26 protein-coding genes are annotated in these 26,237 nt (G+C 68.0%); 8 read left to right on the top strand and 18 right to left on the bottom strand.

Going from position 1 to position 26,237, the window contains the following annotated elements:
• On the top strand, positions 1-327 hold the full coding sequence (locus tag AAC997_RS06610) for a cell division protein ZapA (protein ID WP_293495474.1): 327 nt from the start codon (positions 1-3) through the stop codon (positions 325-327).
• On the opposite strand, the gene mutL is transcribed toward AAC997_RS06610, so the two are convergent.
• Positions 328-2,172: a DNA mismatch repair endonuclease MutL gene (gene mutL, locus AAC997_RS06605; protein WP_340644896.1), complete on the bottom strand. Its 1,845-nt coding sequence runs from the start codon at positions 2,170-2,172 to the stop codon at positions 328-330.
• Between the two features lie 58 nt (positions 2,173-2,230).
• On the opposite strand from mutL, the gene AAC997_RS06600 reads away from it, so the two are divergent.
• Positions 2,231-3,166, top strand: a complete 936-nt coding sequence (locus AAC997_RS06600; RefSeq protein WP_340644895.1) for a TraB/GumN family protein — start codon at positions 2,231-2,233, stop codon at positions 3,164-3,166.
• A gap of 52 nt (positions 3,167-3,218) precedes the next feature.
• Here AAC997_RS06600 and AAC997_RS06595 read toward each other — a convergent pair whose 3' ends face one another.
• The 12 genes from AAC997_RS06595 to AAC997_RS06540 form a co-directional block, all read right to left on the bottom strand.
• Positions 3,219-3,776 (bottom strand): DUF3035 domain-containing protein, encoded by a 558-nt coding sequence (locus AAC997_RS06595; RefSeq protein ID WP_340644894.1) that lies wholly within the window; start codon positions 3,774-3,776, stop codon positions 3,219-3,221.
• Between the two features lie 79 nt (positions 3,777-3,855).
• On the bottom strand, positions 3,856-4,341 hold the full coding sequence (lspA, locus tag AAC997_RS06590) for a signal peptidase II (RefSeq protein ID WP_340644893.1): 486 nt from the start codon (positions 4,339-4,341) through the stop codon (positions 3,856-3,858).
• 2 nt (positions 4,342-4,343) lie between these two features.
• Entirely contained in the window at positions 4,344-7,256 is a 2,913-nt protein-coding gene (gene ileS / locus AAC997_RS06585) for an isoleucine--tRNA ligase (protein ID WP_340644892.1), read from the bottom strand.
• A 166-nt stretch (positions 7,257-7,422) separates the two neighbouring features.
• Complete coding sequence (locus tag AAC997_RS06580; protein WP_340644891.1) at positions 7,423-8,358, bottom strand: bifunctional riboflavin kinase/FAD synthetase; 936 nt, start codon at positions 8,356-8,358, stop codon at positions 7,423-7,425.
• A gap of 5 nt (positions 8,359-8,363) precedes the next feature.
• Positions 8,364-8,786 carry a MaoC family dehydratase gene (locus AAC997_RS06575; protein WP_340644890.1) on the bottom strand — a complete coding sequence of 141 codons (423 nt, stop codon included), beginning with the start codon at positions 8,784-8,786 and terminating at the stop codon, positions 8,364-8,366.
• 143 nt (positions 8,787-8,929) lie between these two features.
• Positions 8,930-9,784: a TIGR01459 family HAD-type hydrolase gene (locus AAC997_RS06570; RefSeq protein ID WP_340644889.1), complete on the bottom strand. Its 855-nt coding sequence runs from the start codon at positions 9,782-9,784 to the stop codon at positions 8,930-8,932.
• A 33-nt stretch (positions 9,785-9,817) separates the two neighbouring features.
• Entirely contained in the window at positions 9,818-11,077 is a 1,260-nt protein-coding gene (locus tag AAC997_RS06565; protein ID WP_340644888.1) for an EAL domain-containing protein, read from the bottom strand.
• 86 nt (positions 11,078-11,163) lie between these two features.
• Positions 11,164-12,822: a choline dehydrogenase gene (locus AAC997_RS06560; RefSeq protein ID WP_340644887.1), complete on the bottom strand. Its 1,659-nt coding sequence runs from the start codon at positions 12,820-12,822 to the stop codon at positions 11,164-11,166.
• Positions 12,823-12,919: 97 nt separating this feature from the next.
• Positions 12,920-13,351: a DinB family protein gene (locus AAC997_RS06555; protein ID WP_340644886.1), complete on the bottom strand. Its 432-nt coding sequence runs from the start codon at positions 13,349-13,351 to the stop codon at positions 12,920-12,922.
• A gap of 34 nt (positions 13,352-13,385) precedes the next feature.
• Complete coding sequence (locus AAC997_RS06550) at positions 13,386-14,264, bottom strand: 3-hydroxybutyryl-CoA dehydrogenase (RefSeq protein ID WP_340644885.1); 879 nt, start codon at positions 14,262-14,264, stop codon at positions 13,386-13,388.
• Positions 14,265-14,507: 243 nt separating this feature from the next.
• Positions 14,508-15,452 carry an electron transfer flavoprotein subunit alpha/FixB family protein gene (locus tag AAC997_RS06545; RefSeq protein ID WP_340644884.1) on the bottom strand — a complete coding sequence of 315 codons (945 nt, stop codon included), beginning with the start codon at positions 15,450-15,452 and terminating at the stop codon, positions 14,508-14,510.
• On the bottom strand, positions 15,452-16,198 hold the full coding sequence (locus AAC997_RS06540; RefSeq protein WP_340644883.1) for an electron transfer flavoprotein subunit beta/FixA family protein: 747 nt from the start codon (positions 16,196-16,198) through the stop codon (positions 15,452-15,454). The genes AAC997_RS06545 and AAC997_RS06540 overlap by 1 nt, the downstream gene beginning before the upstream one ends.
• A gap of 150 nt (positions 16,199-16,348) precedes the next feature.
• On the opposite strand from AAC997_RS06540, the gene AAC997_RS06535 reads away from it, so the two are divergent.
• Positions 16,349-16,612 (top strand): hypothetical protein, encoded by a 264-nt coding sequence (locus AAC997_RS06535; protein ID WP_340644882.1) that lies wholly within the window; start codon positions 16,349-16,351, stop codon positions 16,610-16,612.
• A gap of 115 nt (positions 16,613-16,727) precedes the next feature.
• Here the strand turns inward: AAC997_RS06535 and AAC997_RS06530 are convergent, their stop codons facing one another.
• Complete coding sequence (locus AAC997_RS06530) at positions 16,728-17,297, bottom strand: cob(I)yrinic acid a,c-diamide adenosyltransferase (protein WP_340644881.1); 570 nt, start codon at positions 17,295-17,297, stop codon at positions 16,728-16,730.
• Positions 17,298-17,299: 2 nt separating this feature from the next.
• Positions 17,300-17,500, bottom strand: a complete 201-nt coding sequence (locus AAC997_RS06525; protein WP_340644880.1) for a twin transmembrane helix small protein — start codon at positions 17,498-17,500, stop codon at positions 17,300-17,302.
• Positions 17,501-18,006: 506 nt separating this feature from the next.
• Between AAC997_RS06525 and AAC997_RS06520 the strand changes: the two genes are divergently transcribed.
• Both AAC997_RS06520 and AAC997_RS06515 read left to right on the top strand, forming a co-directional pair.
• Positions 18,007-18,660 (top strand): helix-turn-helix domain-containing protein, encoded by a 654-nt coding sequence (locus AAC997_RS06520; protein WP_340644879.1) that lies wholly within the window; start codon positions 18,007-18,009, stop codon positions 18,658-18,660.
• Between the two features lie 118 nt (positions 18,661-18,778).
• Positions 18,779-19,384 carry a TetR/AcrR family transcriptional regulator gene (locus AAC997_RS06515; RefSeq protein ID WP_340644878.1) on the top strand — a complete coding sequence of 202 codons (606 nt, stop codon included), beginning with the start codon at positions 18,779-18,781 and terminating at the stop codon, positions 19,382-19,384.
• 6 nt (positions 19,385-19,390) lie between these two features.
• Here the strand turns inward: AAC997_RS06515 and AAC997_RS06510 are convergent, their stop codons facing one another.
• Positions 19,391-21,034, bottom strand: a complete 1,644-nt coding sequence (locus AAC997_RS06510; RefSeq protein WP_340644877.1) for an acyl-CoA dehydrogenase family protein — start codon at positions 21,032-21,034, stop codon at positions 19,391-19,393.
• Positions 21,035-21,102: 68 nt separating this feature from the next.
• Between AAC997_RS06510 and AAC997_RS06505 the strand changes: the two genes are divergently transcribed.
• The gene (locus AAC997_RS06505; protein ID WP_340644876.1) at positions 21,103-21,741 is read left to right on the top strand and encodes a glutathione S-transferase; all 639 of its coding nucleotides are present in this window, start codon (positions 21,103-21,105) and stop codon (positions 21,739-21,741) included.
• A gap of 167 nt (positions 21,742-21,908) precedes the next feature.
• On the opposite strand, the gene AAC997_RS06500 is transcribed toward AAC997_RS06505, so the two are convergent.
• The gene (locus tag AAC997_RS06500) at positions 21,909-22,694 is read right to left on the bottom strand and encodes an alpha/beta hydrolase (protein ID WP_340644875.1); all 786 of its coding nucleotides are present in this window, start codon (positions 22,692-22,694) and stop codon (positions 21,909-21,911) included.
• A gap of 160 nt (positions 22,695-22,854) precedes the next feature.
• Entirely contained in the window at positions 22,855-23,724 is an 870-nt protein-coding gene (locus AAC997_RS06495; protein ID WP_340644874.1) for a D-alanyl-D-alanine carboxypeptidase family protein, read from the bottom strand.
• A 38-nt stretch (positions 23,725-23,762) separates the two neighbouring features.
• Here AAC997_RS06495 and AAC997_RS06490 point away from each other — a divergent pair, with 38 nt between their 5' ends.
• Positions 23,763-24,872 carry a L,D-transpeptidase gene (locus AAC997_RS06490; protein ID WP_340644873.1) on the top strand — a complete coding sequence of 370 codons (1,110 nt, stop codon included), beginning with the start codon at positions 23,763-23,765 and terminating at the stop codon, positions 24,870-24,872.
• A gap of 132 nt (positions 24,873-25,004) precedes the next feature.
• Positions 25,005-25,979, top strand: a complete 975-nt coding sequence (locus AAC997_RS06485; RefSeq protein ID WP_340644872.1) for a hypothetical protein — start codon at positions 25,005-25,007, stop codon at positions 25,977-25,979.
• Positions 25,980-26,237: the final 258 nt, after the last annotated feature.

Here is a 26,237-nt window from a genome sequence, read left to right as displayed (position 1 = left end):
ATGGCCCAGATGATCATCGAGGTGAACGGCCGCCCCTATACCGTCGGCTGCGAGGACGGTCAGGAACAGCATCTCATCGAACTGGCCCGCATCTTCGACCGCCAGGTCCGCCAGGTCTCCCAGGATATGGGCCAGCTCGGGGACACCCGCCTGTTCCTGATGGGGGCCCTGCTTCTGGCCGACGAACTGGCCGACGCGAAGGCGAGGCTCGGCACGGTCCAGGCCGAACTCGCCCGCATGCAGTCGGATCAGGCCCGCATCGAGGTCCGCGCGACGCTCGCCCTCGACAACGCCGCCAAGCGCATCGAGAAGCTGGCGGCGGAGTAACTAGCGTCGCCCGAACAGCCGCTCGATGTCGGCCAGCTTCAGTTCCACATAGGTTGGCCGGCCGTGGTTGCACTGGCCGGAGTGGGGCGTGGCCTCCATCTGGCGGAGCAGTGCGTTCATCTCCGGCGCCGACAGCCGCCGTCCCGCCCGCACAGAGCCGTGGCAGGCCATGGTGGAACAGACCTCCTCCAGCCGTTCCTTCAGCGCCAGGGCCTGGCCGTTTTCCGACAGGTCATCGGCGATGTCGCGCACCAGGCCGGCGACGTCGGTCTCCCCCAACAGGGCCGGGGTCTCTCGCACCAGCACCGCGCCGGGGCCGAAGGCCTCCACCGCAAGGCCCAGCGCCATCAGTTCGTCGGCCTTGGCCACCACCCGCTCGGCCTCGGCGGGATCGAGCTCCACCACCTCGGGCAGCAGCAGGGCCTGGCGGGACACCCCGCCGCCGGCCATCTCCACCTTCATCCGCTCATAGACCAGCCGCTCATGGGCGGCGTGCTGGTCGACGATGACCACCCCGTCGCGGGTCTGGGCCACGATATAGGTCTCGTGCACCTGGGCCCGGGCGGCGCCGAGCGGGAAGTCCACCGGATCGAACACCACCGAGGCGGCCGGCGCCTCGTGCAGGCCAGGGCGGGGGGTGTAACTGTTAGGCTCGTACTGGGTATCCGCCCGCGCCGAGACCTCGGTGAGGCCAGGGATCGCCTGGGCCGCCGCCTGCGCCCAGCCGCCCATGCGCCAGGCCGAAAAGCCCTCCGCCGAGGGTTGCGGAACATAGCCGGTCCGAAAGCCGCTCAGCGCCTCGCTGGCCACCGAGGTGGAGGCCCGGTGCCCGGCGCCCGCCAGCACGTGGCGCAGGCCGCTGACGATCAGCCCGCGCACCATGGCCGGATCGCGGAACCGAACCTCGGCCTTGGCGGGGTGGACATTGACATCCACCTGGCTGGGATCGAGCTCCAGATACAGCGCCACCAGCGGGTGGCGGTCGCGGGCCAGGAAGTCGGCATATGCCCCGCGCAGCGCCCCCTGCAGCAGCCGGTCGCGCACCGGGCGGCCGTTGACGAACAGGTACTGGTGGGCCGAGTTACCGCGATTGTAGGTGGGCAGGCCGGCGAACCCCGACAGCCGGATGTTGTCCCGCTCCTGGTCGATAGCCAGGGCATTGTCCTGGAACTCGCGGCCCATGATCGAGGCCAGCCGCGCCAGGCGTCCGTCAGGCCCCCTGCTCTCGGCGGGCAGGCGCAGGGTGCGGCGGCCGTCCAGGTCGAGGGCGAAGGAGACGGCCTCGTGGGCCATGGCCTGGCGCTTGATCTCCTCGGCGATGGCCATCGCTTCCGAACGCTCGGACTTCATGAACTTCAGCCGGGCCGGGGTGGCGTAGAACAGGTCGCGCACCTCCACCCGCGCCCCGTGCGGGCCGGGGAAGCCGGACGGCGACACCGCCCCCATGGCGCCGCCCTCGACGAGGATAGCGTGGGCGTCGGCCTCGCCCCTGGCGCGCGATGAAATCGAGAGCCGCGCCACCGAGCCGATGGAGGGCAGGGCCTCGCCTCGGAAGCCCAGGGTATGGATGTGTAAGAGGTCATAGTCCCCGGCGTCATCGGGGCTGAGCTTGGAGGTGGCGTGGCGCTCCACCGCCAGGGGCAACTGGTCGGCGGCCAGGCCCGCGCCATCGTCGGCCACCAGGATGCGGGTCAGGCCGCCGCCGTTGGCCTGCACCTCGACGGTGCGGGCGCCGGCGTCCAGGGCGTTCTCCACCAGTTCCTTGACCGCGCTGGCAGGCCGCTCCACCACCTCGCCGGCGGCGATGCGGTTCACGGTCTCGGGCGGCAGGCGGCGGATGGTCATTTTGAAGTCTAGGTCCTCGGACTGGATATATAGGACGATTCCAGCCGGTATGAGGCCCATGACCTTCGCGCGACCTCTCGCCCTCGCCGTCCTGCTGCTGGCGGGGCCCGCCCAGGCCCAGACCCCCGATCCGGACGCGGTCCTGGTGGAGGAACTGGTGGTGACCGCCCGCCTGCCAGGCCCGGCGTGGTGGCGGGTCTCCGACGCTGACACCGTGGTCTATGTGCTGGGGGCGCCCTCGGTCATGCCCAAGTCGCTCATCTGGGACCAGAGCGTGCTGGTTCGCCGACTGGAGGGCGCCAACCGGCTGATCCTGCCCTTCAATGAGGTCAGCATCAGCCTGCTCACCGTCCCCGGCGCGGCCATCAACCTGCTGCGCCTGCGTTCCAGGACGCCCTATGAGGAGACCCTGCCGCCGGCGCTCAGGGCCCGTTTCGCGGCGGTGCGCACCCGCAGCGGGAAGCCCGCCGATCGCTACCGCACGACCAATGGCCTCGCCGCAGGCCTGATCCTGGTGGACGACTACCGGCAGGCCAGCCAACTCACCGCCGCCGATCCGGCCAAGACCGTCCGCCGCTTGGCCAAGGCGCGGAAGATCAAGGTCGAGGAGAAGTCCTACGATGCGGGCCGGCTGCTGGGCCAGGTGGTGCGCACGCCCCTGGCCGCGCAACAGGCCTGCCTAGAGGACGCCATATCCGAAGCCGAAGCCGGCCCTTCAGCCGCCCGCCGCGCCGCCCAGGCCTGGGCCGACGGTGATGTTCGCGGCGCGCTGACCGCCGAGCGCGGTTTCGAGAAATGCCTGGCCTCGGCGCCCGGCGCCCTGGCCCTCGACCGCCGCTTTAAGGCCGACCAGGCCGCCGCCATCGCCAAGGCGTTGAAGATTCCCGGCCATGCGGTGGCCGTTGTCCCGCTCCGCCCCCTGTTGGCCAAGGACGGCGTGCTGGATCAGCTCCAGTCGCAGGGCTTCGACGTGAAGACGCCGGGGGAGGAGTGATCCACGGAGTTCCTTCTCTCCTTGCGGGAGAAGGGCGCGTAGCATCTTCGTCCTACAGGCCCGGCAGCTTGATCCGGGTGCTCTTCTCGCGCGCGATGACCACCGGCTTGTCGCCGGTGACTTCGCGGATTTTGGCGGCCTCGGAGGCCGGATCGATCGGCGCGGCGACATTGTCGCCGGCCGCCTCGGTCGCCGCGGCGTTGGCCTTGCCGTCTTTCCAGAACATCACCTTGTCGGCGAAACTCTTTTCCTTGTGGGCCAGGTCGCCGCCCTCGTCGTCGACGACGTAGCGGATCAGGGGGTCGGCCTTGTCGGCGCCGGCCTTGGCCACCAGCATCTTCTCGCCCTCGGAGCGGGCTTCGGCGTCCCGGCGGCCCAGCAGGGCGTTGCGCGCGGCGCTCTCGGGCTGCAGTTCCTGCGGACGGGGTTCACCCGGGGCCGGCGGACGCAGCGAATAGTCGGGCGGCACCACCAGGGGGGCCTTGGAGACCACGCGGAACTCGTCAGGGGTCACCTTGGTCATGCCCAACGCCTTGCGGGACGAGGCGCAGCCGGTGAGACCCACCATCCCGATCAGGGCGGTCGCGACGATCACTCGGTTCAAGCTCATGAACTATAGGCTCCGATTGGCCGCCCCCGGCCGGAATGGAAGAGTCAGATAGCGCAAACGGCAATCGCCGCCAACGCGTTTAGGCTGCGGCCTCTTTGCGGGTGGAATCGAGCAAAAGGAAGACCACCCCCACGGTGATCGCCGCGTCGGCCACGTTGAACACCCAGGGGAAGAAGCCAAGCTGCTGGAAGTCCAGGAAATCCACCACCGCGCCGAAGCGGACCCGGTCGATGGCGTTGCCGATGGCGCCGCCCATCACCAGACCCAGACCCAGGGCCATGGGCCAGCGCAGAGCGGTCCGCGCCCAGTTGGCCAGGAAGATCGCCACGATCAGCGAAAAGGCGGTCAGCGCCCAGCGCACGATGTCATGCTCGGCGCGGAACAGGCCAAAACTGACCCCCTGGTTCCAGACCAGCGTCAGGCTGAAGGGGCCGCCCACCGGCACGCTGGAGCCGGCCTCGGTTCCCAGCAGACCCAGGATCAGGTGCTTGGAAAGCTGGTCCAGGACGATGACCGTCAGGGCCAGGAGGTAGGCCGACCAGCCGTACTTGGAGATCGCTTTCATCGTCAGGCCCTTTCAGCGTCCCAGGCGGCGACCGCCTGAGCGTCCCGCAGCGACAGTTCCGGATAGCGTGGGTCCGACCCGACCTCGGGCAGGATCCGCCAGGACCGGGCGCACTTCTTGCCGTCCGCCTTGATCGGCTCAACCGCGACGCCGGGCGTCTCGGCCAGGCGGAAGGCCCCGGCCGGGCCGTCGCCGGCGACAAGCGTCGCCTGGCTGGTGCGGAACAGCTCCGCGGCGTCCAGGCCATCGAAGGCGGCCAGCAGGGCGGCGTCGGCGATGTGGACCACAGGCGCGGCTTCCAGAGCCGCGCCCATCCGCTTCTCGCGGCGTTCGACTTCCAGGGCCCCGGTGACCACGGAGGTCACCGATTGGATCTTGGCCCAACGCTCGGCCTCGGCCGGATTGGCCCAGGACGCCGGGGTCTCCGGGAACACCCGCAGGCAGTTGGAGGGCGCGTCGGGGAAGCGCGTGGTCCAGGCCTCCTCCATGGTGAAGGGAATGAGAGGCGCGAGCCACACCGTCAGCCGCTCGAACACCGCGTCCATCACCGTGCGCGCGGCCCGGCGGCGCAGCGCCGTGGGCTGGTCGCAGTAGAGGGCGTCTCGGCGGATGTCGAAGAACAGCTGCGACAGCTCCACCTGGCAGAACTCGGTGATCGGCCGGCTGACGTCCTGGAACAGGTAGGCGTCGTAGGCGGTGCGCACCTGGCCATCAAGCTCGTGCAGCCGGTGTAGGATGAACCGCTCAAGCGGCGGCAGGTCCTCAAGCGCCACGCGTTCGCTCTCCTCGAAGCCGGCCAGGGCGCCCAGCAGGTAGCGGACGGTGTTGCGCAGCTTGCGATAGGCGTCGGTGGTGGTGGCCAGGATCGTCTTGCCGATCCGGCTGTCGTCGGAATAGTCGATCATCGAGGCCCAGAGCCGGATGATCTCGGCCCCGGACTCGCGGATCACCACCTCGGGATCGACGGTGTTGCCCTTGGACTTGCTCATCTTCTCGCCGTTCTCGTCCATGGTGAACCCATGGGTGAGGATGGCGTCGTAGGGCGCGCGGCCCCGCGTGCCGGAGCTTTCCAGCAGCGAGGACTGGAACCAGCCGCGGTGCTGATCCGAGCCCTCCAGATAGAGGTCGGCGGGCCAGCGGGTGTGCTCTCGGTTCTCAAGTGTGAAGGCGTGGGTCGAGCCGGAATCGAACCAGACGTCGAGGATGTCTTCGACCTTCTCGTAGCGCTCCGGATCGTGGTTCCCCAGGAAGTCGGTCACCGGCCGGGTGAACCAGGCGTCGGCGCCCTCGGCCCTGACCAGGTCGACGATCCGCTGGTTCATCTGCGGATCCACCAGCGGCTGGTTGGTCTCCTTGTCGACGAACATGGCCAGGGGGGCGCCCCAGGCGCGCTGGCGGCTGATCAGCCAGTCGGGACGGCTCTCCACCATGGCGCGGATACGGTTCTTGCCGCCGGCCGGATGGAAGGTGGTGGCCTCGATGGCGGTCAGCGCGGTCTCGCGCAGGGTCTTGCCGTCGTGGACCTTGTCCTCGATGGGTTCGTCCATGCGGATGAACCACTGGGGCGTGTTGCGGTAGATCACTGGCGCCTTGGAGCGCCAGGAGTGCGGATAGGAGTGCTCCACCCGGCCGCGCGCCAGCAGGCGGCCGGCCTCGATCAGCTTTTCCTGCACCGCGCCGTTGGCCGGGCCGAACTTGCCGACCTTCTTGCCCTCGGTCTCCAGCACCTTGAGGCCGGCGAACAGGGCCACGTGGTCGTGATAGGCGCCGTCCGGATCGACCGTCTCGGGGATCTCGCGATGCCCGTGGGCCAGCCAGACCAGGTAGTCGTCCGCGCCATGGCCCGGCGCGGTGTGAACAAAGCCGGTGCCGGCGTCATCGGTGACGTGGTCGCCGTCCAGCAGCGGCACGGCGAACTGGTAATAGCTGTCCAGGCCCGCCAGCGGATGCTCGGCGGTGACGCCCTGCGGGTCGAAGGTTTCGATCCGGCGGGTCTTGGCGATCTTGGCGACCTTGAAGACGTCGTCGGCCAGCTTGTCGGCCACGATCAGCTTGTCGCCGGCCTTGGCCCAGGGCTCGAACTCCAGGCCCTCTTCCATGGCTTCCACCAGGTAGACGCCATAGGCGATGTCGTTGTTGTAGCTGATCGCCCGGTTGGCCGGGATGGTCCAGGGCGTGGTGGTCCAGATCACGATGCTGGCGCCGCGGGCCGCGTCGCTGCCGTCGACCACCGGGAACTTCACCCAGATGGTCGGTGAGTTCACATCGGCATATTCCACCTCGGCGTCGGCGAGCGCCGTGCGCTCGACGGGGCTCCACATCACCGGCTTGGAGCCGCGATAGAGCTGGCCGGAGGTCACGAACTTGTGGAACTCAGCCACGATGGCCGCCTCGGACGAATAGTCCATGGTGGCGTAGCGGTTCTCCCAGTCGCCGACGACGCCCAGGCGCTTGAAGCCGTCACGCTGCACGTCGATCCACTTGGCGGCGTATTCGCGGCAGCGCTCACGGAACTCGGCCTTGGAGACCTCGTCCTTGCGGCGACCCTGGCCGCGCAGCTCTTCCTCGATCTTCCACTCGATCGGCAGGCCGTGACAGTCCCAGCCGGGCACGTAGTCGACGTCGTAGCCCAGCGCGAACCGCGAGCGGACCACGAAGTCCTTCAGAGTCTTCTGCAGGGCGTGACCGATGTGGATGGCGCCGTTGGCGTAGGGCGGGCCGTCATGCAGCACGAACAGCGGCGCGCCTGCCGCCTGCCGCTCGGCGCGCGCGGTGTTGTAGAGATCGATCTTGGCCCAGCGGGCCAGGATCTCGGGCTCCTTGACCGGCAGGCCCGCCCGCATCGGGAACGGGGTGTCGGGAAGGAAGACGGTTTCGCGATAGTCGCGCGCGGGCTTGTCAGCGTCGTCGGCCATGGGGCTTTCCAGCGATGTTCGGAACGAGTGTGCGGGTGATCCCGGCGCGCGCTGGAGCTTCGTCCGGCGGCGTCACGCCGGGCGGGTAATTCGCGACAATGTCCGAACCAAGGTCATAGCGGGCCGAGATAGCAGAGGGGCGCGCGTGGGGCGAGCCCTTTGCGCGCTACAGCTCCGGCAGCAGCAGGGTCCGCGCCTGGGCGGCGTCGGCCATGATCTGGGTGGTCATGGCGTCCATGCTGTCGAACCTGGCTTCGTCGCGCAGGAAGGCGATCAGGTCGGTCTCGATCACCTGATCGTAGATGTCCTCGTCGAAGTCGAACAGCCAGACCTCCAGGCGCGGCGCTGTCACCCCGTCGATCATGGGACTGACCCCGATATTGGCCACCCCGGCGATCTCGCGGCCGTCGGGCAGGCGGGTGCGGGTGGCGTAGACGCCGAAGCGCGGCAGGACATAGTCGTTCAGGGCGACGTTGGCCGTGGGATAGCCGAGGGTGCGGCCGAGCTGGCGACCGCGCACCACCATGCCCTCGATTGCGAAGGGCCGCCCCAGGATCGACGCGGCGATCTCGGGATGGCCGTCCCGCAGGACTTCGCGCACCGCGGTGGAGGAGAACTTGGCGTTACCTTCGCCCACCGCCTGGGCCACCGAGACCCCAAAGCCCAGGTCCTGGCCGTAGCGCGCCATGGTCTCGGGACTGCCGGTGCGGCCCTTGCCGAAGGAGATGTCGAAGCCGACGGCCACGTTACGGATCCCCAGGCCCTTGTGCAGCACCTCCACCACGAACTCCCGGTCGCTCATCTCGGCGAATTCCTGGGTGAAGGGCAGGACGTAGGAGATATCGACCCCCAGTCCCGCCAGGGCGCGGGCCTGCTGGTCGGGCTGCATCAGCCGGAAGGACGGCGAATTCGGCTGGAAGATGCGGCGCGGATGCGGGTCGAAGCTGACCACCCCCAACGGCGCCTTCAGCTGGCCGGCGGCTTTGGCGGCGAGCGCGATCACCTTCTGGTGGCCGCGGTGCACGCCGTCGAAATTCCCCAGGGCCACCGCCGCGCCGCGGTCGCGTTCGGCCAGGTCCTGCCAGTCGTGAACGATCCGCATGAAGGTCAGGCGCCCTTCCGCGGGACCATGATCACCGCCTCGCCGTCCACCACGGTCTTGCCGTCCACCTGGCAGACGGTGGCCAACGTGGCGTGGCCGCGCTTGTCGTCCAGGGCCTGAACCGTCACGCGCGTCACCACGAGATCCCCCAGCTTCACGGGCCGTCGGAACCGCATGGACTGCGACAGGTAGATCGCGCCCGGGCCCGGCAGCTTGGTGCCGATCACCGCGGAGATATAGGCGCCCGACAGCATGCCGTGGGCGATGCGGGTCTGGAAGGTGGTGGTCCTTGCATAGGCCTCGTCCAGGTGCACGGGGTTGGTGTCGCCGGAGACAGCGGCGAAGGCCTCCACGTCATTGGCGGTGACGACCTTGGTGTTCTCGGCCGACTGGCCGACACTCAGATCTTCGAAGAACAGTCCCTGCACGCGCGCGTCCCCTACCGTTGGCCTTCCTTAGCCGCCTTGGCCCGCCAAGCGAAGCCCTGGACGAGATCGGACCTGACGGCAAAGCTCGCAAGGACTGCTGAGGAGTTTGCGATCAAACTCCGGGCCGCCGGTGGCGGGAGCGCCTACCAGATCAGGTCCGCGATCGCGTAGGTCGCGGTCAGGCCGTCGGCGGCCAGCAGATCCTCCACCGCCTTGGCGTTGAGCCCGTCGGCCCCGATGGTCTCGGCCCCATGGATGCCGCTGGCCACGAACAGCACGTCCAGGCCCTGGTCGTTGGCGCCCTTCACGTCGGTGGGCAGGCCATCGCCGATGCAGAGCACGCGGGCGGGATCGACGGGGCGGCCCAGCAGTCGTTCAGCCTCGACGAGGCACAGGTCGTAGATCGGCGCATAGGGCTTGCCGGCCATCAGCACCTTGCCGCCCAGCTGGGCGTAGAGTTGGGCCAGCGCCCCGCCGCAATAGATCAGCCGGTCGCCTCGCTGCACGACGATGTCGGGATTGGCGCAGGTCATCACCAGTCCGCGCTCGGCGCAGGCCTCGAACTGCTCCTGGTAGTCGCCAGGCCCCTCGACCTCGTCGTCATAGGGCCCGGTCACCGAGATGAAAGCGGCCTTGTCGTAGTCGGCATAGTCGAGACCCAGGCCCTCATAGAGCGGGGCGTCGCGGTCGGGGCCGACCCGCCAGGCCGGGCCGGGGGCGAGTTCACTCAGCAGCACCCGGGTGGCGTCGCCTGAGGTGACGAAGGCCTGCCAGGTCGCGCGCTGGACGCCCAGCTCGTCCAGTTGCGGTATCACCGAGTGTGAGGGGCGCGGGGAATTGGAGATCAGCACCACGGGCTTGGTCTTCCCCCACGTCTCCAGAGCGCCACAGGCGGCGGGGAAGCTTTCGCGCCCATTGTGGATCACGCCCCAGACGTCGGAGAGGATCACGTCGTAGCGGTCGGCGAGGTCGGAGAGTCCGGAGATCAGCGCGGTCATGGAGCCGGGCGGTAAAGGCCCGAGCCTAGATGGTCAATGCCGGCCGCCGGCGCGGCGGCGCATGTTGGTGCGCAGGAACTCGGCGGGGGGATCGGTCTCGGCCAGGATGGCGTCCTTGATCGGGCGCGGTTCGCCGAACAGGTGACCCTGGCCATAGGCGATGTCGAGCTCGAGGATGTCGACGATCTGGCGCTCTTCCTCGACCTTCTCGGCGATGATCTCCACGCCGTAGCGGCGGGTAAGGGTGGCGAAGTCCTGGGCCGCGAGGTCGGGCATCGATTTCAGCACCAGCCCCTCGTCGGTGTCCATCAACTGGCCCAGCAGGAACTGGGCGCCGATCTTCAGGAACTTCACGTCCGAGCGGGCCAGGTCCTGGAAGTCCAGGTCCAGGTCCACGACCTTGTCCAGGCTGAAGCGGAAGCCGAGGTCGGCCAGCTTGCCCATGTTGCGAGCCTCCACCGCGCCGCGCGCGTCGAAGGCGGCCTGGCCCAGTTCGAAGATCAGGGCGCCGGCCAGGTCACGGTTGGCGGCCAGCAGGTCGAGGAACTGCGGGAAGAAGCTCTCGTCGGCCAGACTGGAGGTGGAGATGTTGCAGAAGATGCCGATCTTCTTGTCGGTCTTGGCCAGCCTCCGGACGATCTGCACGCAGCGGAACAGCAACAGGTTGTCGATGGAGGTGACCAGGCCCTCAGGCTCGGCCACGGCCAGGTATTCGGCGGGCATCATCACCCGGCCGGTTTCGTCGCGCAGGCGCGAGAAGCTCTCGTAGAAGACGGTGCGGCGCTGCGGCAGGCCCACGACCGGCTGCAGGTAGAGGTCGACGCGGTTCTCGGCCAGCGCCTCGCGGATGGTTTCCAGCAGGGCGGCGGACTGGCGGTGCTGCGGCGCGTGGCGAGCGGTGGGCGGCGCCTGCACCATTCGCTCCTCCAGCCGCTGGCCCATACGCTGCACCAGGTCCTCCAGCATGTGGACCTCGCCGGTCAGCTCCTCGGAGCGGCGCGCGGCGTCGTCGGTGACGGTTTCGACGACCTCGACCACCCGGGCGTCCATACGCTCCATCTGGTCGATCAGGATGCGCTGCGCCTCGCGGATGTTCTCGAGTTCACGCCGCAGGGCGACGTTCTCCAGGCTGTGCATGATCAGGCCATGGAAGGTGTAGCAAAGGGCGAATCCAGCCGCGAGCATGGAGAGGCCAGCCGCCCAGCCTCCCCCGTTACGCCACATGAGGAGGGCGAAGATCAGTGCAACACAGAGGTAGGCGCCCGAAAGCAGCGCCAATGTGAGCCGTCGCATGGTCCCGCCTGCCCGAATCGCTCCTCAGTATCGGATGCGCCGCCGGTGCAAGTCGAACGGATTAACGATTGCGCGAGCGTGTCGCGTTAATTGGACGCGGCGGCCCTGCCCAGCACCATGTCGGCGGCCTTCTCAGCGATCATGATGGTCGGTGCGTTGGTGTTGCCCGACACCAGGCGCGGCATCACCGAGGCGTCCACCACCCGCAGGCCCTCGACGCCGCGCACCCGAAGCTGGGCGTCCACCACCGCCATGGGTCCTGACCCCATCTGGCAGGTTCCCACCGGGTGATAGATGGTCGATCCGGCCATGCGGGCGTAGCCCAGCAGGGCCTCGTCATTGCTGAAGTCCGGGCCGGGCAGCATCTCGTGGTCGATATACCTGGCGAGCGCCGGCTGGGCGGCGATCTTGCGGGCCCACTTCAGCCCGGCCACCGCCACCTCCTGGTCCAGGGGATCGGAGAGGTAGTTGGGGGCGATGGCGGGATAGACGGTGGGGTCGGCCGACTTGATGTGGATGGTCCCACGGCTCTCAGGCCGCACCTGGCACGGCGCGATGGTCAGGCCAGGCGCCCCGTCCAGCTCCATCTTGCCGCTCATGGCCTTTTCCAGGTTCTGCGAGGCCGGCAGGATATGGAACTGGATGTCTGGCCCCGCCAGATCGGGCCGAGACTTGCAGAAAGCCGCGACATGGGCCGCCGACAAGGTCAGCAGACCCTTGCGCTGGAAGGCGTATTTCAGGATCTCGCCCAGGAAGCGTGGCCCCTTGGTCAGTTCGTTGACCGAAATCGTCCCAGGCTTCAGACGGTAGGTGACCCCCATGACGTAGTGGTCCTGAAGGTTCTCGCCGACGCCGGGCAGATCGGCGATCACCTCGATGCCGTGGTCGCGCAGCAGCTCGCCGGGGCCGATGCCCGACAGCTGCAGCAGTTGCGGTGAGTTGATCGCGCCGCCGGCCAGGATCACCTCGCGCCGGGCCTTGGCGATCTTGCGGACGCCGTCCTGCAGGTACTCGATCCCGACGGCCTTCTTGCCCTCGAAGATCACCTTGGTGGTGAGCGCGCGGGTCTCGACCTTGAGGTTCGCCCGGCCCATGGCCGGATGCAGATAGGCCACCGCCGCAGACTGGCGCTGCCCGTTCTTCACGGTCAGCTGATAGTAGCTGACGCCCTCCTGGTTCTCGCCGTTGACGTCCTCGTTGCGCGGGATACCGGCCTCGACACAGGCCTCCACCACGGCGTCGGACACCGGGTGCTTGGTGGTGACGTCGGAGACGTTCAGCGGCCCGCCCACGGCATGGTGCGCATTGGCGCCGCGTTCCTGGTGCTGCGAGCGCTTGAAATAGGGGGCGACGTCGTCCCAGCCCCAGCCCTCGCACCCCAGCTGCCGCCAGCCGTCATAGTCGGCCTGCTGGCCGCGGATATAGAGCAGGCCGTTGATCGAGGACGAGCCGCCCAGGACCTTGCCGCGCGGCCAAGTGTGGACGCGCCCGCCGGTGCCCGGATCGGGCTCGGTGGGGTAGAGCCAGTTGACCTTGGGATCCTTCAGCGTCTGGGCGTAACCCACCGGCACGTGGATCATCACGTTGGACAGGAACTGGCTGGGTTCCCTGGTGGGCCGGTCGTCCCCGCCGGCCTCCAGCAGCAGGACGGTGTTGGCGGCGTCCGCGCTCAGGCGGTTGGCCAGCACGCAGCCGGCCGAACCGGCGCCGACGATGATGTAGTCGGCGGTCGAGGTGTCGGACATCGGGGCGGCTCCTGCTTGGTGGGTTGCAGGCGCCGTTGTGTCGGTTCGAAGCGCCGCCGTAAACGGCCAAATCCGTTAGCTGCGCAGCGTCGACGCCCTACAGCGCGTAGCGGCTCGCGAAGGCTGGAGGGAAGGGCAGGGCGTTGGCGTAGAAATAGCGGATCAGCTGGCCGTGATGCTGGGCCTCGTGCTCGATGAGGTCGACCAGAATGCCTTGGCGGGCCTCGTCCAGGTCGCCCGGCGCAGCAGAAAGTCGCGCCAGCACCAGGTCGCGCGAAGCCGCCAATGCGGCCTGCACCGCTGCTGGCGCGCCGGGTTCCGCCAGGCTGCAGGAGAAACCGCGCCAGCGTCCGGCTTCAAAGGCGCGCGCGTAGCTTTCCCGCGCGCCCACCAAGCACCAGAATTGCCCGCCGATGGGGTTGGACGGAGCCTTGCCATTGTGGCTCTTGAGGGCGTCGGCGGAGAGGCCCTCAGCCAGGGCGTTGGTAAGGTCGAGCGTCTTGGCGAGGCGTGTCTTCAGGACATCCATGCCGGGGTCTCCTGCCCGAAGAACGTCCGCCAGTTTACCGCGTCGGGACCGGCACCTCGCCGCGGTAGTCGTAGAAGCCGCGGTCGGTCTTGCGGCCGAGCCAGCCGGCCTCGACGTACTTCACCAGCAGCGGGCAAGGCCGGTACTTGGAATCGGCCAGACCCTCGTACAGCACGTTCATGATCGACAGCACCGTATCCAGGCCGATGAAGTCGCCCAGCTCCAGGGGGCCCATCGGATGGTTGGCGCCCAGCTTCAGGGCCGTGTCGATGGCGTCCACCGTGCCGACGCCTTCATACAGGGTGTAGATCGCCTCATTGATCATCGGCACCAGCACGCGGTTGACGATGAAGGCCGGGAAGTCCTCGGCGTTGGCGGTCGTCTTGCCCAGCGACTTGGCGAAGTTGACGGCGGTCTCGTAGGTCGGGGCGTCGGTGGCGATGCCGCGGATGATCTCCACGAGGTTCATCAGCGGCACCGGGTTCATGAAGTGCAGGCCGATGAACCGGCCGGGCCGGTCAGAGGCCGCGCCCAGGCGGGTGATGGAGATCGACGAGGTGTTCGACGCCAGCAGAGTGTCGGGCCCGAGGTGTGGGGTCAGCGCCTTGAAGATCGACTTCTTGACCTCCTCGTTCTCGGTGGCCGCCTCGATGGCGAGGTCGGTGCCGCCGATGGTCTGGAGTTCCGGGGCGGCCTTGATGCGGGCGATGCCCACATCCATGGCTTCCTGGGTGATGATGCCGCGCACGACCTGACGGGTCATGTTCTTGCGGATCTGGGCCAGGCCCGTCTCGATCCGCTCGGCGCTCACATCGTGCAGCAGCACGTCGTAGCCGCCCAGGGCGACCACGTGGGCGATGCCCGAACCCATCTGACCAGCGCCAATGACGCCGACCGACCTGATATCCACCATGCCGCCAAAGCCTCGATCATACGGGGCGGTATCCCCTGTCCGCCGCCGCTTGTGACGGGTTTCTAACATGCCGATGTGCGGCGCCGCCAAGGGTTTTGCTGCGCCGCAGCGCAAGGAGGGCCTGAGACTGTGGCCCGGACGCCGCGATCAGGCCCGTGCAGGGACGGTTTCGGCCACCCGCGACGAAAAGGGGCGGCCCCTCGCGGAGCCGCCCCAGGTCGTGTCAACGATGTCCGCTGCGAGTTATTTCCCGGCGGCGGCCAGGGCGTCCATCAGTTCCGGCACGGCGGTCTTGTAGTCGGACACCAGACCGAAGTCGGCGACCTGGAAGATCGGCGCGTCGGCGTCCTTGTTGATCGCGACGATGATCTTGGAGTCCTTCATCCCGGCCAGGTGCTGGATGGCGCCGGAGATGCCGATGGCGATGTAGAGCTCCGGGGCGACGACCTTGCCGGTCTGACCGACCTGGTAGTCATTGGGGGCGTAGCCCGCGTCGACCGCCGCGCGGCTGGCGCCGATGGCGGCCCCGAGCTTGTCGGCCAGGGGGTCGATGACCCGCTGGAATTCCTCGGCCGAACCCATGGCCCGACCGCCGGAGACGACGATCTTGGCGCCGGCGAGTTCGGGACGGGCCGACTTCACCAGTTGCTGGTCGATGAACTTGGTCTTGGGCGCGCCGTCGCCGGCGCCGATGCTCTCGACCGAGGCCGAACCGCCTTCACCCGCCGCCTTGAAGGCGGTGGCGCGAACGGTGATCACCTTCTTGGCGTCGGAGGACTGAACGGTCTCCAGCGCGTTGCCGGCATAGATCGGGCGCACGAAGGTGGAGCCGTCGACGACTTCGACGATTTCCGAGATCTGCGCGACGTCCAGCTTGGCCGCGATGCGGGGGCTGAAATTCTTGCCCTGCGAGGTGGCGGGCGTCAGGACGGCGTCGTAGCCGCTCATCAGGGGCACGGCGACCGCGGTGACGGCCTCGGCCAGACCCTGGCCCAGGGCGTCGCTCTCGGCCAGCAGCACCTTGCGGACGCCGGCGATCTTGCCGGCGGCCTCGGCGACGGCCTTGGCGCCGGACCCGGCCACCAGGATGTCGACGTCGGACGACAGCGCGAGCGCTGCGGTCACGGTCTTGTGGGTGCTGTCCTTCAGGGACGCGTTGTCATGGTCGGCGATAACGAGAACGGCCATTAGAGCACCCCTGCGGTCTTGAGGTTGGTGACCAGGTCGGCGGCGTTTTCCACCTTGATGCCGCCGCCGCGCTTCGGCGGTTCGGTGACCTTGACGACCTTGAGGCGCGGGGCGGTGTCGACGCCGAGCGAAGCGGCGTCCTTCACGTCCAGCGGCTGCTTCTTGGCCTTCATGATGTTCGGCAGCGAGGCGTAGCGCGGCTCGTTGAGACGCAGGTCGGCGGTGATGATCGCCGGCAGGGTCACGTCGATGGTCTGGATGCCGCCGTCGACCTCACGGCCCACCTTGGCGTCGCCTGCGTTCAACTCGATGGAGTTGGCGAAGGTCGCCTGGGGCCAGTCGAGCAGGGCCGCCAGCATCTGGCCGGTGGCGTTGTTGTCGCCGTCGATGGCCTGCTTGCCCATGATCACCACGTCGGGGCTCTCTTCACCGATGATGGCGGCGAGCAGCTTGGCGACAGCCAGGGGCTCGGGATCCTGGTCGGTCTGGATCAGGATCGCCCGGTCGGCGCCCATGGCCAGCGCCGTGCGCAGGGTTTCCTGCGCCTGGATCGGGCCGATGGACACGGCCACCACTTCCGTGGCGACGCCCTTTTCCTTCTGGCGAACGGCCTCTTCGACCGCGATCTCGCAGAAGGGGTTCATGGACATCTTCACATTGGCAAGGTCCACACCGGATTGGTCGGATTTGACCCGGGCCTTGACGTTGTAGTCGATCACCCGCTTTACGGGGACGAGCACCTTCATGGCTTCGCTGACGCCTCAAATTGCTAAAAATTGAACGGTTGGGGCATAACGGTTCCGACGCGCAATGCAAGCCGAGGCCCGCCACACAGCGCCGCAATTTTGACGGGGCGGCCGTCTAAGCCCCCTGAAACCCCTGCCAAGACGAAGATCATGAACCGAACGATCAAGCGCCTGATGTTGATTTTCGTGGGGGTCTTCGCCCTCTCGCTGGTGGGGGTCGTGGTCTATCAGGTGGGCTGGGCCATGCCTGGCCAGGCCTGCGAGGCCCGCGGGGACTGGTGGGACTGGCGCGGTCGGACCTGCGCGCGGCCCGTCCTGATCTCCGACATCACCGGTCGGGTCCTCGACACGCCCGAGCAGCGCAAGGCCGCCAAGGAACATGCCGCCAAGGTCAGGGCTGCGGCCGTCAAATAGGCCGCTCATCCCGGCGAAGGCCTGGACCCAGATACCTTCGGCCGCTTTCAGGATTCTTGGCGCAGGTCGTGACCTACGACCTGGATCCCGGCGTTCGCCGGGACGAGCGGAGAGGTTAGCGGGTTCCCCCCGAGACCCAGTGCACGTCAGCCCGGCCCTGGTCGTTGGCGTGACGCGCCGCCACAAACAGCAGGTCCGACAGCCGGTTGAGGTAGCGGAAGGCGGGGCCGGAAACGTCCTCGCCCGATTCCATCAGGGCCACGGCGATGCGCTCGGCTCGCCGCGCCACTGTCCGGGCCTGATGCAGGGCCGCCGCCGCGGGGGTCCCACCCGGCAGGACGAAGGAGGTCAGGGCCGGCAGGGCGTCGTTCAGCAGATCGATTTCGCTCTCGATGCGCGCCACCTGGCTGTCGAGGATGCGCAGCATCTGGCCGGGAGCCTCATCAGGCTTGGCCGGGGTCGATAGATCGGCGCCGAGGTCGAACAACTCGTTCTGAAGGCGCGCCAGTATGGCGTCGAAATCGCCGGTGGTGTGCAGTCGCGCCAGGCCGATACAGGCATTGGTCTCGTCCACCGCCCCGTAGGTCTCAACCCGGAGCGACGCCTTGCTGACGGTCGCCCCGGTGGCGAGGCGCGTCGCGCCCTTGTCGCCCGTGCGGGTGTAGATTCTGTTGAGCGTGACCATCCCTAGCCCCTGTGCCGCCACCAGACGGCCGCGACCAGCAGGGCCACGGCGATCGCCTGCAGCAGCACCCGCAACCGCATCAGCTTGTTAGAATAGGACCGGCCGAACTCGCCGCCGCGGAACAGGGCGAACAGGCCGATGAACAGGGTGACCGTCACCGCCAGCAGGGCGAGCGGGATGAGGATGTCGAATGCGCGTTCCATGGCCGCAATCTAGGGCGGTCGGCCGCGCGAAACCACCTGCCGAATCGCGCGTTTGAACGCCGTTACACGAGCGCGCTCACTGATCGGGGATATGCCGGACCTTCTATTTCCAACCTGCAATGATCGAAATCGCCCCAATATGGGCGCGTGCGACGCTGCGCCACACGGCCCAGCTTCAACCTATGAGCTAAATGCACCTCCTTGCTCGGATCGCGGAACGAGTTAGGTGAACTTGATCAAAAATGACCCTTTCGCTTGGACGCGCGGCGGCGATCAGGTTAGAGAACGAGAAATGCCGTGCCGCCCATTCGGGCCCATGGCTTGGGCGCCTCCCCGCGTCCTGATTCTGCAGTTGTAGTGCGGGCTGACGATTGATCAGCGCGACGATGTTTCTGACCGGGCGCCCGCCCGTGCGGAGTCACGTCGGGCTGGAGCGTCAGATCGAAGAGCTTGCGTACGGATTGAACAACTCGCGAAGGCGGCCCTCCCCCGGCTGAACGCACATCATGAAACACGACCCCTCCACCCTCCACGGCGCCCAGGAAGCCGAAGTCCGCGTCCCCACCCGGCGCGCCCTGGCCAAGCAGCAGACTCGCGCCAAGGTGCTGGCCGCCGCGCGCCGCCTGTTTTCCGAAGAAGGCTATGAGGGCGCCACCATCCGCGACATCGCCGCGGCCGCCGGCATGTCGACCGGTGCGGTGTTCGCCAACTTCGCCGACAAGTCGGACCTGTTCCGCGAGATCATGCTGGTCGACATGGCCAGCCTCGCCGAGGTCATGCGTGAAGCCGCCCATCGCGGCCGCGCCGTTGACGACTGCCTGCTGAAGGCCTTCAGCGCCGGCTACGCCTTCTACAAGAGCCAGCTGCCCCTGGCCCGCGCCGCCTTCTCGATCTCCTGGACTCCCGACCAGGGCCCCGAGCTGCGCAACATGGCGCCGGTCCTGGCGTTGCACGACCTAATCGCCGAGCAACTGCTGGCCGGTGTCGAGCGCGGCGAACTCAGCCAGGAGGCGGAGGTCAAGCTTCGCACCCAGATGCTGTTCGACTGCTACCTCGCCAACTATCCGGAGGCGATCTTCCTGGGCTGGAGCATCGATGCGCTGCAGGCCAAGGCGAAGGATCAGATCCGCGTGATCCTGGCCGGCGCCCGCCGGGGTTGACCCTGTTCGGGTGCGACGTACTGTCGCGCCCGGTTGAGCGAGGCGTCGCCGCGCGGAGTTTCACCCTAACCATGGGTCAAGCCGCGCATTCACGACGTGGTCTCGGGGGGGAAGCCGTTTGAGCGTCAGGCAGTCTCAGAAGGAGGCCACGCGGCAACGCGTGCTCGACGCGGCGCGCGATCTCTTCGAGACGCGAGGCTACGAAGAGACCACGGTCCGCGAGATCGCGCGCGTCGCCGAGGTCTCGGTGGGCAGCGTCTTCACCACCTTCTCCTCCAAGGGCGACATCCTCAGCCAGGTCATGGCCGACCGGCTGGACGCCCTCTATGCCGAACTTGATCGCGTGGTGCCTCACCTGCGCGGCTCCACCGCCGACCGCCTGGCCTCGATGTTCGCCATCCACTACGCCTTCGAAACCCGGCGCACCAAGCTGTTCCTGGCCCACATCGCGGCGGCCTATGACTGGACCCTTGAGCCCGCCTCCCGTCCCTTCGGCCGCAATCTGCGCCTGAAGCAGGTGGTGAAGGACTGCCTGTCGGAGGGTATCACTCGCGGCGACGTCGACCCCGCAATCGATCTCGACATCATCGTCGACACCCTGATGGCCTCCTACGCCTGGACCTATCGACTGGCGGCCTGGAATGATAGCGACGCCGAGACGTTGAGCGCGGTCTTCGACAAGCATATCGGCCTGATCTGCCAGGGCTTCGCGCCGAGGCCCTGAGGGCGGTCAGTTCGCCCCTTCAAGCAGGCGTCTGGCGATCACCTGGGCCTGGATCTCTCCGGCCCCCTCGAAAATGTTCAGGATGCGGGCGTCGGCCAGCAGACGGCTCACCGGCTGTTCCACCGCAAACCCTGTCCCGCCGTGAATCTGCACCGCGTTGTCGGCTGCCGCCCAGGCGACGCGGGCGGCCACCAGCTTGGCCATGCCGGCCTCCAGGTCGCAGCGTCGGCCCTCGTCCTTTGCCCGCGCCGCGAACCAGGCCAGCCGCCGGGCGCCCAGCAGTTCGGCCGCCATGATGGCCAACTTGTTGGCCACGCGGGGGAAGTCGGCGATCGGCTGGCCGAACTGCCGCCGCGCCAGGGCGTAGTCCAGGGCGATGTCGAGGGCGGCCTGACCCACCCCGATGGCGCGGGCGGCGGTCTGGATACGGGCGCTCTCGAAGGTGGCCATCAGCTGGGAAAATCCCTGACCCTCAACGCCCCCTAACAGGTTGGCCTGGGGGACTTCGAAGCCGTCGAAGGCCAGCTCGTACTCCTTCATGCCGCGATAGCCGATCACCCCGATCTCCCCGCCGCTCATGCCGGCTGCGGGGAAGGGCTCGGCGTGCGTGCCGCGCGGTTTCTCCGCCAGCAGCATGGAGAGGCCGCGATGGTCCTTGGAGGTCGGATCGGTCCGCACCAGCAGGGTCATCAGGTCGGCGCGCGCCGCGTGGGTGATCCAGGTCTTGGCGCCGCTGACGCGCCAGACCTCGCCGTCGCGCACCGCCCGGGTCCTGAGGGAGCCAAGGTCCGAGCCGGACTCCGGCTCGGTGAAGACCGCCGTGGGAATGATCGCGCCGGAGGCGATGCCGGGCAGCAGGCGCGCCTTCTGATCTTCTGTTCCATGAGCCAGCAGCAATTCGGCGGCGATCTCCGAACGCGTGCCCAGCGACCCGGTCCCGATCCAGCCGCGCGACAGGGCTTCGGACACCACGCACATGGCGATCTTGCCCAGGCCCGACCCGCCGTAGGCCTCCGGCGCGGTCAGGCCAAACACCCCCAACTCCGCCAGCTCCTGCAGCAGGTCCAGCGGGATCAGTTCGTCGCGCAGGTGCCAGCCGTGGGCGAAGGGCGTGATCTTCGCCGCCGCGAAGGCCTGGAACTGGTCACGGATCATCTCCAGCGTGGCGTCCAGGCCGCTGGCCTCCAGGGAGGGGCGGCCCCGCGCGGCCTCCAGAAGCTCGACGATCCGGCTCTTCACCGCCTGGGACGCGCCTGGCCTCAAGCGGTCGATCACAGGGCGCAGGCGGTCGTCCATCAGGCCCAGGTCCGTCAGCCGGAAGGTCTCGCCCTGGTTCATGGGGATGCCGCCCGAGAGCTGGCTCAGATACTCAAACGCGAGAAGTTGGGCGGGCAGGGCCTCGGCTTCACCAAAGCCGTCTCCCAGATCCCGCCCCCAGGCCGCTGTCTGGCGCAGGGTCTCGGCATAGGCGGCCGCCCAGGCCAGGCCGTGGGCCACGTGCTGCTGGGCGTCCACGGCGGCGCGATCCAGCCGCCCGTCGCGGGTGACCAGGGCCGAGACCGCGGCCTTGGCCTCGGTCACGACGGCCTCCGCCGCTTCGGCGGCCTCGGCCAGAAGATCGGTCAGTTGGGGCAGGATCAATGCGGTCATCGCGCGACTATAGGCGCCCGCCGTACGGTGAGCCTATACGTCGTAAACAGCTTCAGGGAATACGCACCATGATCGTCGTCCACCACCTCAACGACTCGCGCTCGCAGCGCATTCTCTGGCTGCTGGAAGAGCTGAAGCTTCCCTACGAGATCAAACAATATGCCCGGGACGCCACAACCCGGCTGGCGCCGCCGGAGCTGAAGGCCGTCCATCCTCTGGGCAAGTCGCCGGTGATCACCGACGGCGACATGACGGTCATCGAGAGTGGCGCGATCATCGACTACATCATCCGCCGCCACGCCGGCGGCCGGCTGCAGCCCGATCCGTCGACGCCCGCCTATGACCACTATCAGCAGTGGATGCACTATTCCGAGGGCTCGGCCATGCTGCCCCTGATGCTGTTCATGTATGTCGGCCGCCTGGGCGAGGCCGGGGCGCCGCTGCACCCGCGCCTGGAGAGCGAGATCGCCAATCACCTGGGCTATGTCGACGGCGCCCTGGCCGGCAAGGACTGGATCATGGGGTCGGAGTTCTCTGGCGCCGACGTCCAGATGAGCTTCGTCGGCGAGGTCACCGGCGCCTTTGGCCGTCTGGCGACCTATCCCAACATCGCCGCCTGGCTGGAACGCTTCCAGGCTCGCCCGGCCTACCAGACCGCCCTGGAAAAAGGCGGCCCTTACAATATGGGCCCGCGCGCCAAGGCTTAGGCGGAACCAAGATGCTCCCCCATTGGGGGAGCTGTCAGCGACGCTGACTGAGGGGGACTTTGACTCTCGTTTTTGGGGTCGAAGATGTCGCCGACGGCGATCCCCTCCATCTCGCCGCTGCGCGACGGTCCACCTCCCCTCATCGCGCTGGCGCGCTGGAGGAGGACCTACCGGCTCGGATAGTCCAGTTCCCCATCGAGGAAGTCGAACACCGCGGCCTTGGTGAGCGCGTGGGGAATGGCCGAGAAGTGGTCGCAGCCGGGAACGGTGATCCCGTGCGCGTGGTGGAAGACGGCCGCCAGGTCGGCGGGGTCTCCGGCCCCGGTGTCGCCCTGGCCCGCCACCACCAGGACCGGCATGGGCAGGGCCGCCATCGCGTCCCTGTCGAAGGCCGGGTTCTGGGCGCCGGTCATGGCTGCGAGCGCCTGGCGGTCCTCCCCCTGCTCGTCGGCGAACTGCCGGAAGCTCTTCAGCATCGGCTGGGTGATGGTCTCGGGATCCTCCGCCAGCATCGCCTGCGCCATCGGATTGCCCCCGGGCAGGGCGCGCTCGCCGATCAGGGTCCCGCCGACCCCGCCCAGCATCAGGTTCGAAATGCGGTCCGGCGCCTTGAGCGCTGTGGCCAGGGCGGTCCGCGACCCCATGGAATAGCCGAACAGGTCGACCCGGTTCAGGCCCAGGTGATCCAGCAGGGCGATGACATCGCCGGCCAGCTTGTCGCGGGTATAGGCCTGCGCGTCGTGCGGCTTGGCGCTCTCCCCGTGCCCGCGCTGGTCGAGCGCGATGCAGCGGACGCGGCGGCGATCGAAGGCGGTGTACCAGCCCGTGCGCTTCCAGCCCTCGTTGCGGTTGGACGAGAACCCGTGAACCAGGACGATGGTGCGCTCGCCGCCGCCGGGCGGGACATTGTCGTCATAGGCCAGGGTCAGGCCGTCGGAGGTGAAGGTCGGCATGGGCGTTTCCGTGTGCAGCGCGGCTCTGCGGCCGTGTCGTCGTCATGATGGCCCGGAGCCCTGCCGTTTCAAATGACCATTTGAACGATCAGAACGGCTCCAACCTGGGGAACAGGGCGCGACGGCCCCGGATCCGGCGGCCGCTTTCGGATGTCTGGCTCTACGGGGCCTGCCCGATCCACTCCCAGTGCCAGGGCTCGAAGGGATAGTTCACGAAGCCGAACCGGTGGGCGTTCGCCGCCAGCCAGCCATAGGTCGGCGTGCGCGTCATGTAGAGCCGGTTGGGATCGGCGCTGGAGTCCGGGCCATAGCCGGGCGCCTGACCCACATAGAGGTCGAGCGCCAGGCCCGTGCGGTGCGGCGAGCAGGTGGCTCGAACCACGCCGTCGCAATTGGCGTCCGCCAGGCAGCGCGCCGCATCGGCGTCCGGATCGCGGAAGCCGGAGAAGATGGTCAGGCTTCGGGTGTCCTTGGCGATGGCCGGGACCTCCCGCTTGGCCGCCGCCACCATCGCGCGATAGGCGTTCAGCGTTCCGGGCCGCAGGGGAATGGTCTTGCCGCCATAGCTCTCGGTCGGCGCGGCGATGGCCAGGGTCGCGGGATCGGGCGCGGGCGGACAATAGCCATTGAGGTTGACCATCACGAAGGGCCGGCGCTCCTGCCAGACGCCCTTGAACCGCAGGAAGGTGTCGGCGTCCATCTGTCCGGTGGCCTTCATGCGAAAGCGCTTCTGGAAGCCGGCCAGCAGTTGCGCGAACCGGGAGGTGTCGGGCGCGCAGGTTGTGCGCAACTCGCGCTGGATCTGGCGGGCATAGATTTCCCAGCCGATTTCGTCGCGGCGGAAGGGGGCCCAGACGAGGCTTCTCAGAGACGAGGCGTTGATCCGAGCCGGGGGCTCGAAGGCCGCCACCGTGCAGACCGAGCGCGGGGTCTGGGCGCTGGCGGCCATGGCGGTCAGGGCCACCGTCGCGGCCAGGAGGCCTCCTGCCGCTTGCCGGAACCGCCGCCATCTTGAGGGCTTCCTGGTCACGACGCCCATTCTGCGCGGCTTATGGCGGAGGTCCACTGATGAACTGGTCTGCATCGATCCTTGTCCTCACGGTGGCGCTCGCCGCCTGTTCCGAACCGCCGCCCGGCGGAAAGGCGGCGTCACCCCTCGCCAACGCGCAAGCTGCGCCGACGCTGCAAGACGTCTCCACCCAGCCGCTGGCTATCCCCGCCCTGGTGACCGCCTCCACCTCCGAGCAGGGCAAGGCGATCGACAACGCTGTCCTTCCCGCCGACACAGTGACGGAAGCCGCTCTGCTGAAGCCGGCCCTGATCCGCGCCCAGGTCCTGCTGGACCGGGCCCACTTCTCGCCGGGCGTTATCGACGGCGTCATGGGCGAGAACATGCGTCAGGCCCTGGCCGCGTTCCAGAGCGCCAGGAACCTGACCGCCTCGGGCAAACTTGACGAAGCCACCTGGAACGCCCTGACGGCCGGCGCCACGCCGGTCACCCATGACCATGTCATCACCTCAGACGACCTGAAGGGCCCCTTCGTCGCCATCCCCGCCAAGAGTGAGGACCAGGCCAAGCTCGATCACCTGGGTTTCGCCAGCGCCTCGGAGATGTTCGCCGAGCGGTTCCACATGGATGAGAAGCTGCTGAAGACCCTCAACCCCGACGCCGACTTCGCCGTCGCGGGCACGGCCATCGTCGTGTTGGCGCCCGGCGCCGACAAGCTGGACACAGCCGTCACTCGCATCGAGGTGGACAAGGCCGAGCGCGAGGTTCGCGCCTATGGCGAGGGCGATGTGCTGCTGGCGGTCTATCCGGCCTCGGTGGGCTCCACCGACCGTCCGGCGCCGTCCGGGGAGTGGGCGGTGAACACCGTCGCTCCCAATCCGACCTGGATCTACGACCCCAAGCGCCTGACCTTCGGAGATGGCAAGAAGGGCAAATTCACCATCGCCGCCGGCCCCAACAATCCGGTGGGCTCCATGTGGATCGACCTCACCAAGGACACCTACGGCATTCACGGCGGCCCCGATCCGAACCATATCGGCAAGACCGACAGCCATGGTTGCGTGCGGCTGACCAACTGGGACGCCAACGAACTGGGCGCCGCCGTCAAAAAGGGCGCGGTGGTGGTGTTTCTCGGTTCTGAAACCAAAGCGGGAAAAACAGCAGCATGATCAACCGGCTGGCGACATTTTAACCGCTCAGTCAGAAACCGGGGTTACTCAGATAGTACCCAGAATGGGTGTGACGAAAAGTCTCGGAGCGGCGGAATGTCAGGGCAGGCGGCTAAGACCGTGATCGCGACGATGAATCGGATCGACCGGGCGACAAAGCGCACCCTGCGTGATCGGGAGCGCAAGGAGCGCCCGTCGGCCCGCGCCAGGAAGCCGGACACCACCGTGGCGAACGCCGCCAAGTACGACAAGCTGGTGGAGAATCTCACCCGCGCTCACTGCATCAAGTACGCCCGCAAGGACTGGAATACGATCGCCGCCCAGGGCCTCGTCGACCCCGCGCCGCGGACGCACACCAAGGAGCAGATCGCCCGCAAGAAGCTGGCCCGCTATGAGCCGGGCCTGATCGACGCCTTGTTCGGCCTGGGCGCCGACCGCAGGAGAGCCCTGGCCGAGGCCGTGCTGTCGGCCGCCAAGGAAGACGCTGAGCTCTACAACCGGGGCAAGCGTGCAGCCGACGCGCACAATCTTGACGTCAACCTGGCCTCCAGCGTGCTGGCCCTGGACCTGAGCGCCATTGAGCAGACCCTGCGAATCAACCTCGACATGGAGGCTATCACTCCGGCCCTCGAGGGCTTCGCCATCACCATGCCCGCTTCAGGCCGGATCATCGTCTATCTGGACGCCCTCGAACTGGACGCGATGCCCGACGAGGCGATCATCCCCGTCGACAACGAGCGCGCCGGCTATGCCCTGCTGCCGTTCTCCAACGTCCAGCAGATGCACATCACCAACGTCTGCTCCATCACCTTGCGCATCGGCGCCGAGGTGCTTTCGGTGGTGGGCGGGGAGTCTGTCGAGGTGGTCACCCGGGTCCATCTGCCGGGCCGCACGGGGGAGTACGAACAACATCCGGTCCTCTATGTCCGGCTGCCTCACGCCGCCTTGTCGCGCATGGACCTGACCCAGTTGGAGCCGATCTCCTGTGTCACGGCCCTCGGTGGCCGCCTGGACTGGGATCCTTCGCGCGGCTTTGCGCCCATCCGCATCGACGACCTGCGCCTCACCGATCCCGCGCCTGAGGCCGCCCCGCGTCAGGTGGCCTGAAGCGCGCGATCCGTCTCCCGCCAGGGGAGAGGCTCAGAGCGCCGGCGGCGGCGCTGATTCATCCACATCCTCCGCCGGCTCATCCGGTGGATCGGCAATGGCGGGCTCCGTGACGGGCGGCGGCTCTGGCGTGGGTGCGGCTATTGGCGTGGGCTCGGGGGGTGGCGGTGCGGGTTCCGGCGCCGGCGGCGGGCTCGGCTCTGGAGGCGGTTCCGGGCGCGGTGGAGGTTCAGGCGCAGGTAAGGGAGGCGGCGGCGT

Source organism: Phenylobacterium sp., from assembly GCF_037968635.1.
Lineage (GTDB): Bacteria > Pseudomonadota > Alphaproteobacteria > Caulobacterales > Caulobacteraceae > Phenylobacterium.
Note: the sequence above shows the minus strand (reverse complement) of the source record. Positions and strands in the feature narration are given on the sequence as shown.

Coding starts and splice junctions, on each gene's coding strand:
- AAC997_RS06580 (WP_340644891.1), bottom strand. CDS start 8,358: ATGCGGATCGTTCACGACTGGCAGGACCTGGCCGAACGCGACCGCGGC.
- AAC997_RS06540 (WP_340644883.1), bottom strand. CDS start 16,198: ATGAAGGTGCTCGTCCCCGTAAAGCGGGTGATCGACTACAACGTCAAG.
- AAC997_RS06525 (WP_340644880.1), bottom strand. CDS start 17,500: ATGGAACGCGCATTCGACATCCTCATCCCGCTCGCCCTGCTGGCGGTG.
- AAC997_RS06505 (WP_340644876.1), top strand. CDS start 21,103: ATGATCGTCGTCCACCACCTCAACGACTCGCGCTCGCAGCGCATTCTC.
- AAC997_RS06510 (WP_340644877.1), bottom strand. CDS start 21,034: ATGACCGCATTGATCCTGCCCCAACTGACCGATCTTCTGGCCGAGGCC.
- AAC997_RS06600 (WP_340644895.1), top strand. CDS start 2,231: ATGACCTTCGCGCGACCTCTCGCCCTCGCCGTCCTGCTGCTGGCGGGG.
- AAC997_RS06560 (WP_340644887.1), bottom strand. CDS start 12,822: ATGTCCGACACCTCGACCGCCGACTACATCATCGTCGGCGCCGGTTCG.
- AAC997_RS06565 (WP_340644888.1), bottom strand. CDS start 11,077: ATGCGACGGCTCACATTGGCGCTGCTTTCGGGCGCCTACCTCTGTGTT.
- AAC997_RS06550 (WP_340644885.1), bottom strand. CDS start 14,264: ATGGTGGATATCAGGTCGGTCGGCGTCATTGGCGCTGGTCAGATGGGT.
- AAC997_RS06485 (WP_340644872.1), top strand. CDS start 25,005: ATGAATCGGATCGACCGGGCGACAAAGCGCACCCTGCGTGATCGGGAG.
- AAC997_RS06500 (WP_340644875.1), bottom strand. CDS start 22,694: ATGCCGACCTTCACCTCCGACGGCCTGACCCTGGCCTATGACGACAAT.
- AAC997_RS06555 (WP_340644886.1), bottom strand. CDS start 13,351: ATGGATGTCCTGAAGACACGCCTCGCCAAGACGCTCGACCTTACCAAC.
- AAC997_RS06490 (WP_340644873.1), top strand. CDS start 23,763: ATGAACTGGTCTGCATCGATCCTTGTCCTCACGGTGGCGCTCGCCGCC.
- AAC997_RS06610 (WP_293495474.1), top strand. CDS start 1: ATGGCCCAGATGATCATCGAGGTGAACGGCCGCCCCTATACCGTCGGC.
- AAC997_RS06530 (WP_340644881.1), bottom strand. CDS start 17,297: ATGGTCACGCTCAACAGAATCTACACCCGCACGGGCGACAAGGGCGCG.
- ileS (WP_340644892.1), bottom strand. CDS start 7,256: ATGGCCGACGACGCTGACAAGCCCGCGCGCGACTATCGCGAAACCGTC.
- AAC997_RS06520 (WP_340644879.1), top strand. CDS start 18,007: ATGAAACACGACCCCTCCACCCTCCACGGCGCCCAGGAAGCCGAAGTC.
- lspA (WP_340644893.1), bottom strand. CDS start 4,341: ATGAAAGCGATCTCCAAGTACGGCTGGTCGGCCTACCTCCTGGCCCTG.
- AAC997_RS06595 (WP_340644894.1), bottom strand. CDS start 3,776: ATGAGCTTGAACCGAGTGATCGTCGCGACCGCCCTGATCGGGATGGTG.
- AAC997_RS06570 (WP_340644889.1), bottom strand. CDS start 9,784: ATGACCGCGCTGATCTCCGGACTCTCCGACCTCGCCGACCGCTACGAC.
- AAC997_RS06535 (WP_340644882.1), top strand. CDS start 16,349: ATGAACCGAACGATCAAGCGCCTGATGTTGATTTTCGTGGGGGTCTTC.
- mutL (WP_340644896.1), bottom strand. CDS start 2,172: ATGACCATCCGCCGCCTGCCGCCCGAGACCGTGAACCGCATCGCCGCC.
- AAC997_RS06545 (WP_340644884.1), bottom strand. CDS start 15,452: ATGGCCGTTCTCGTTATCGCCGACCATGACAACGCGTCCCTGAAGGAC.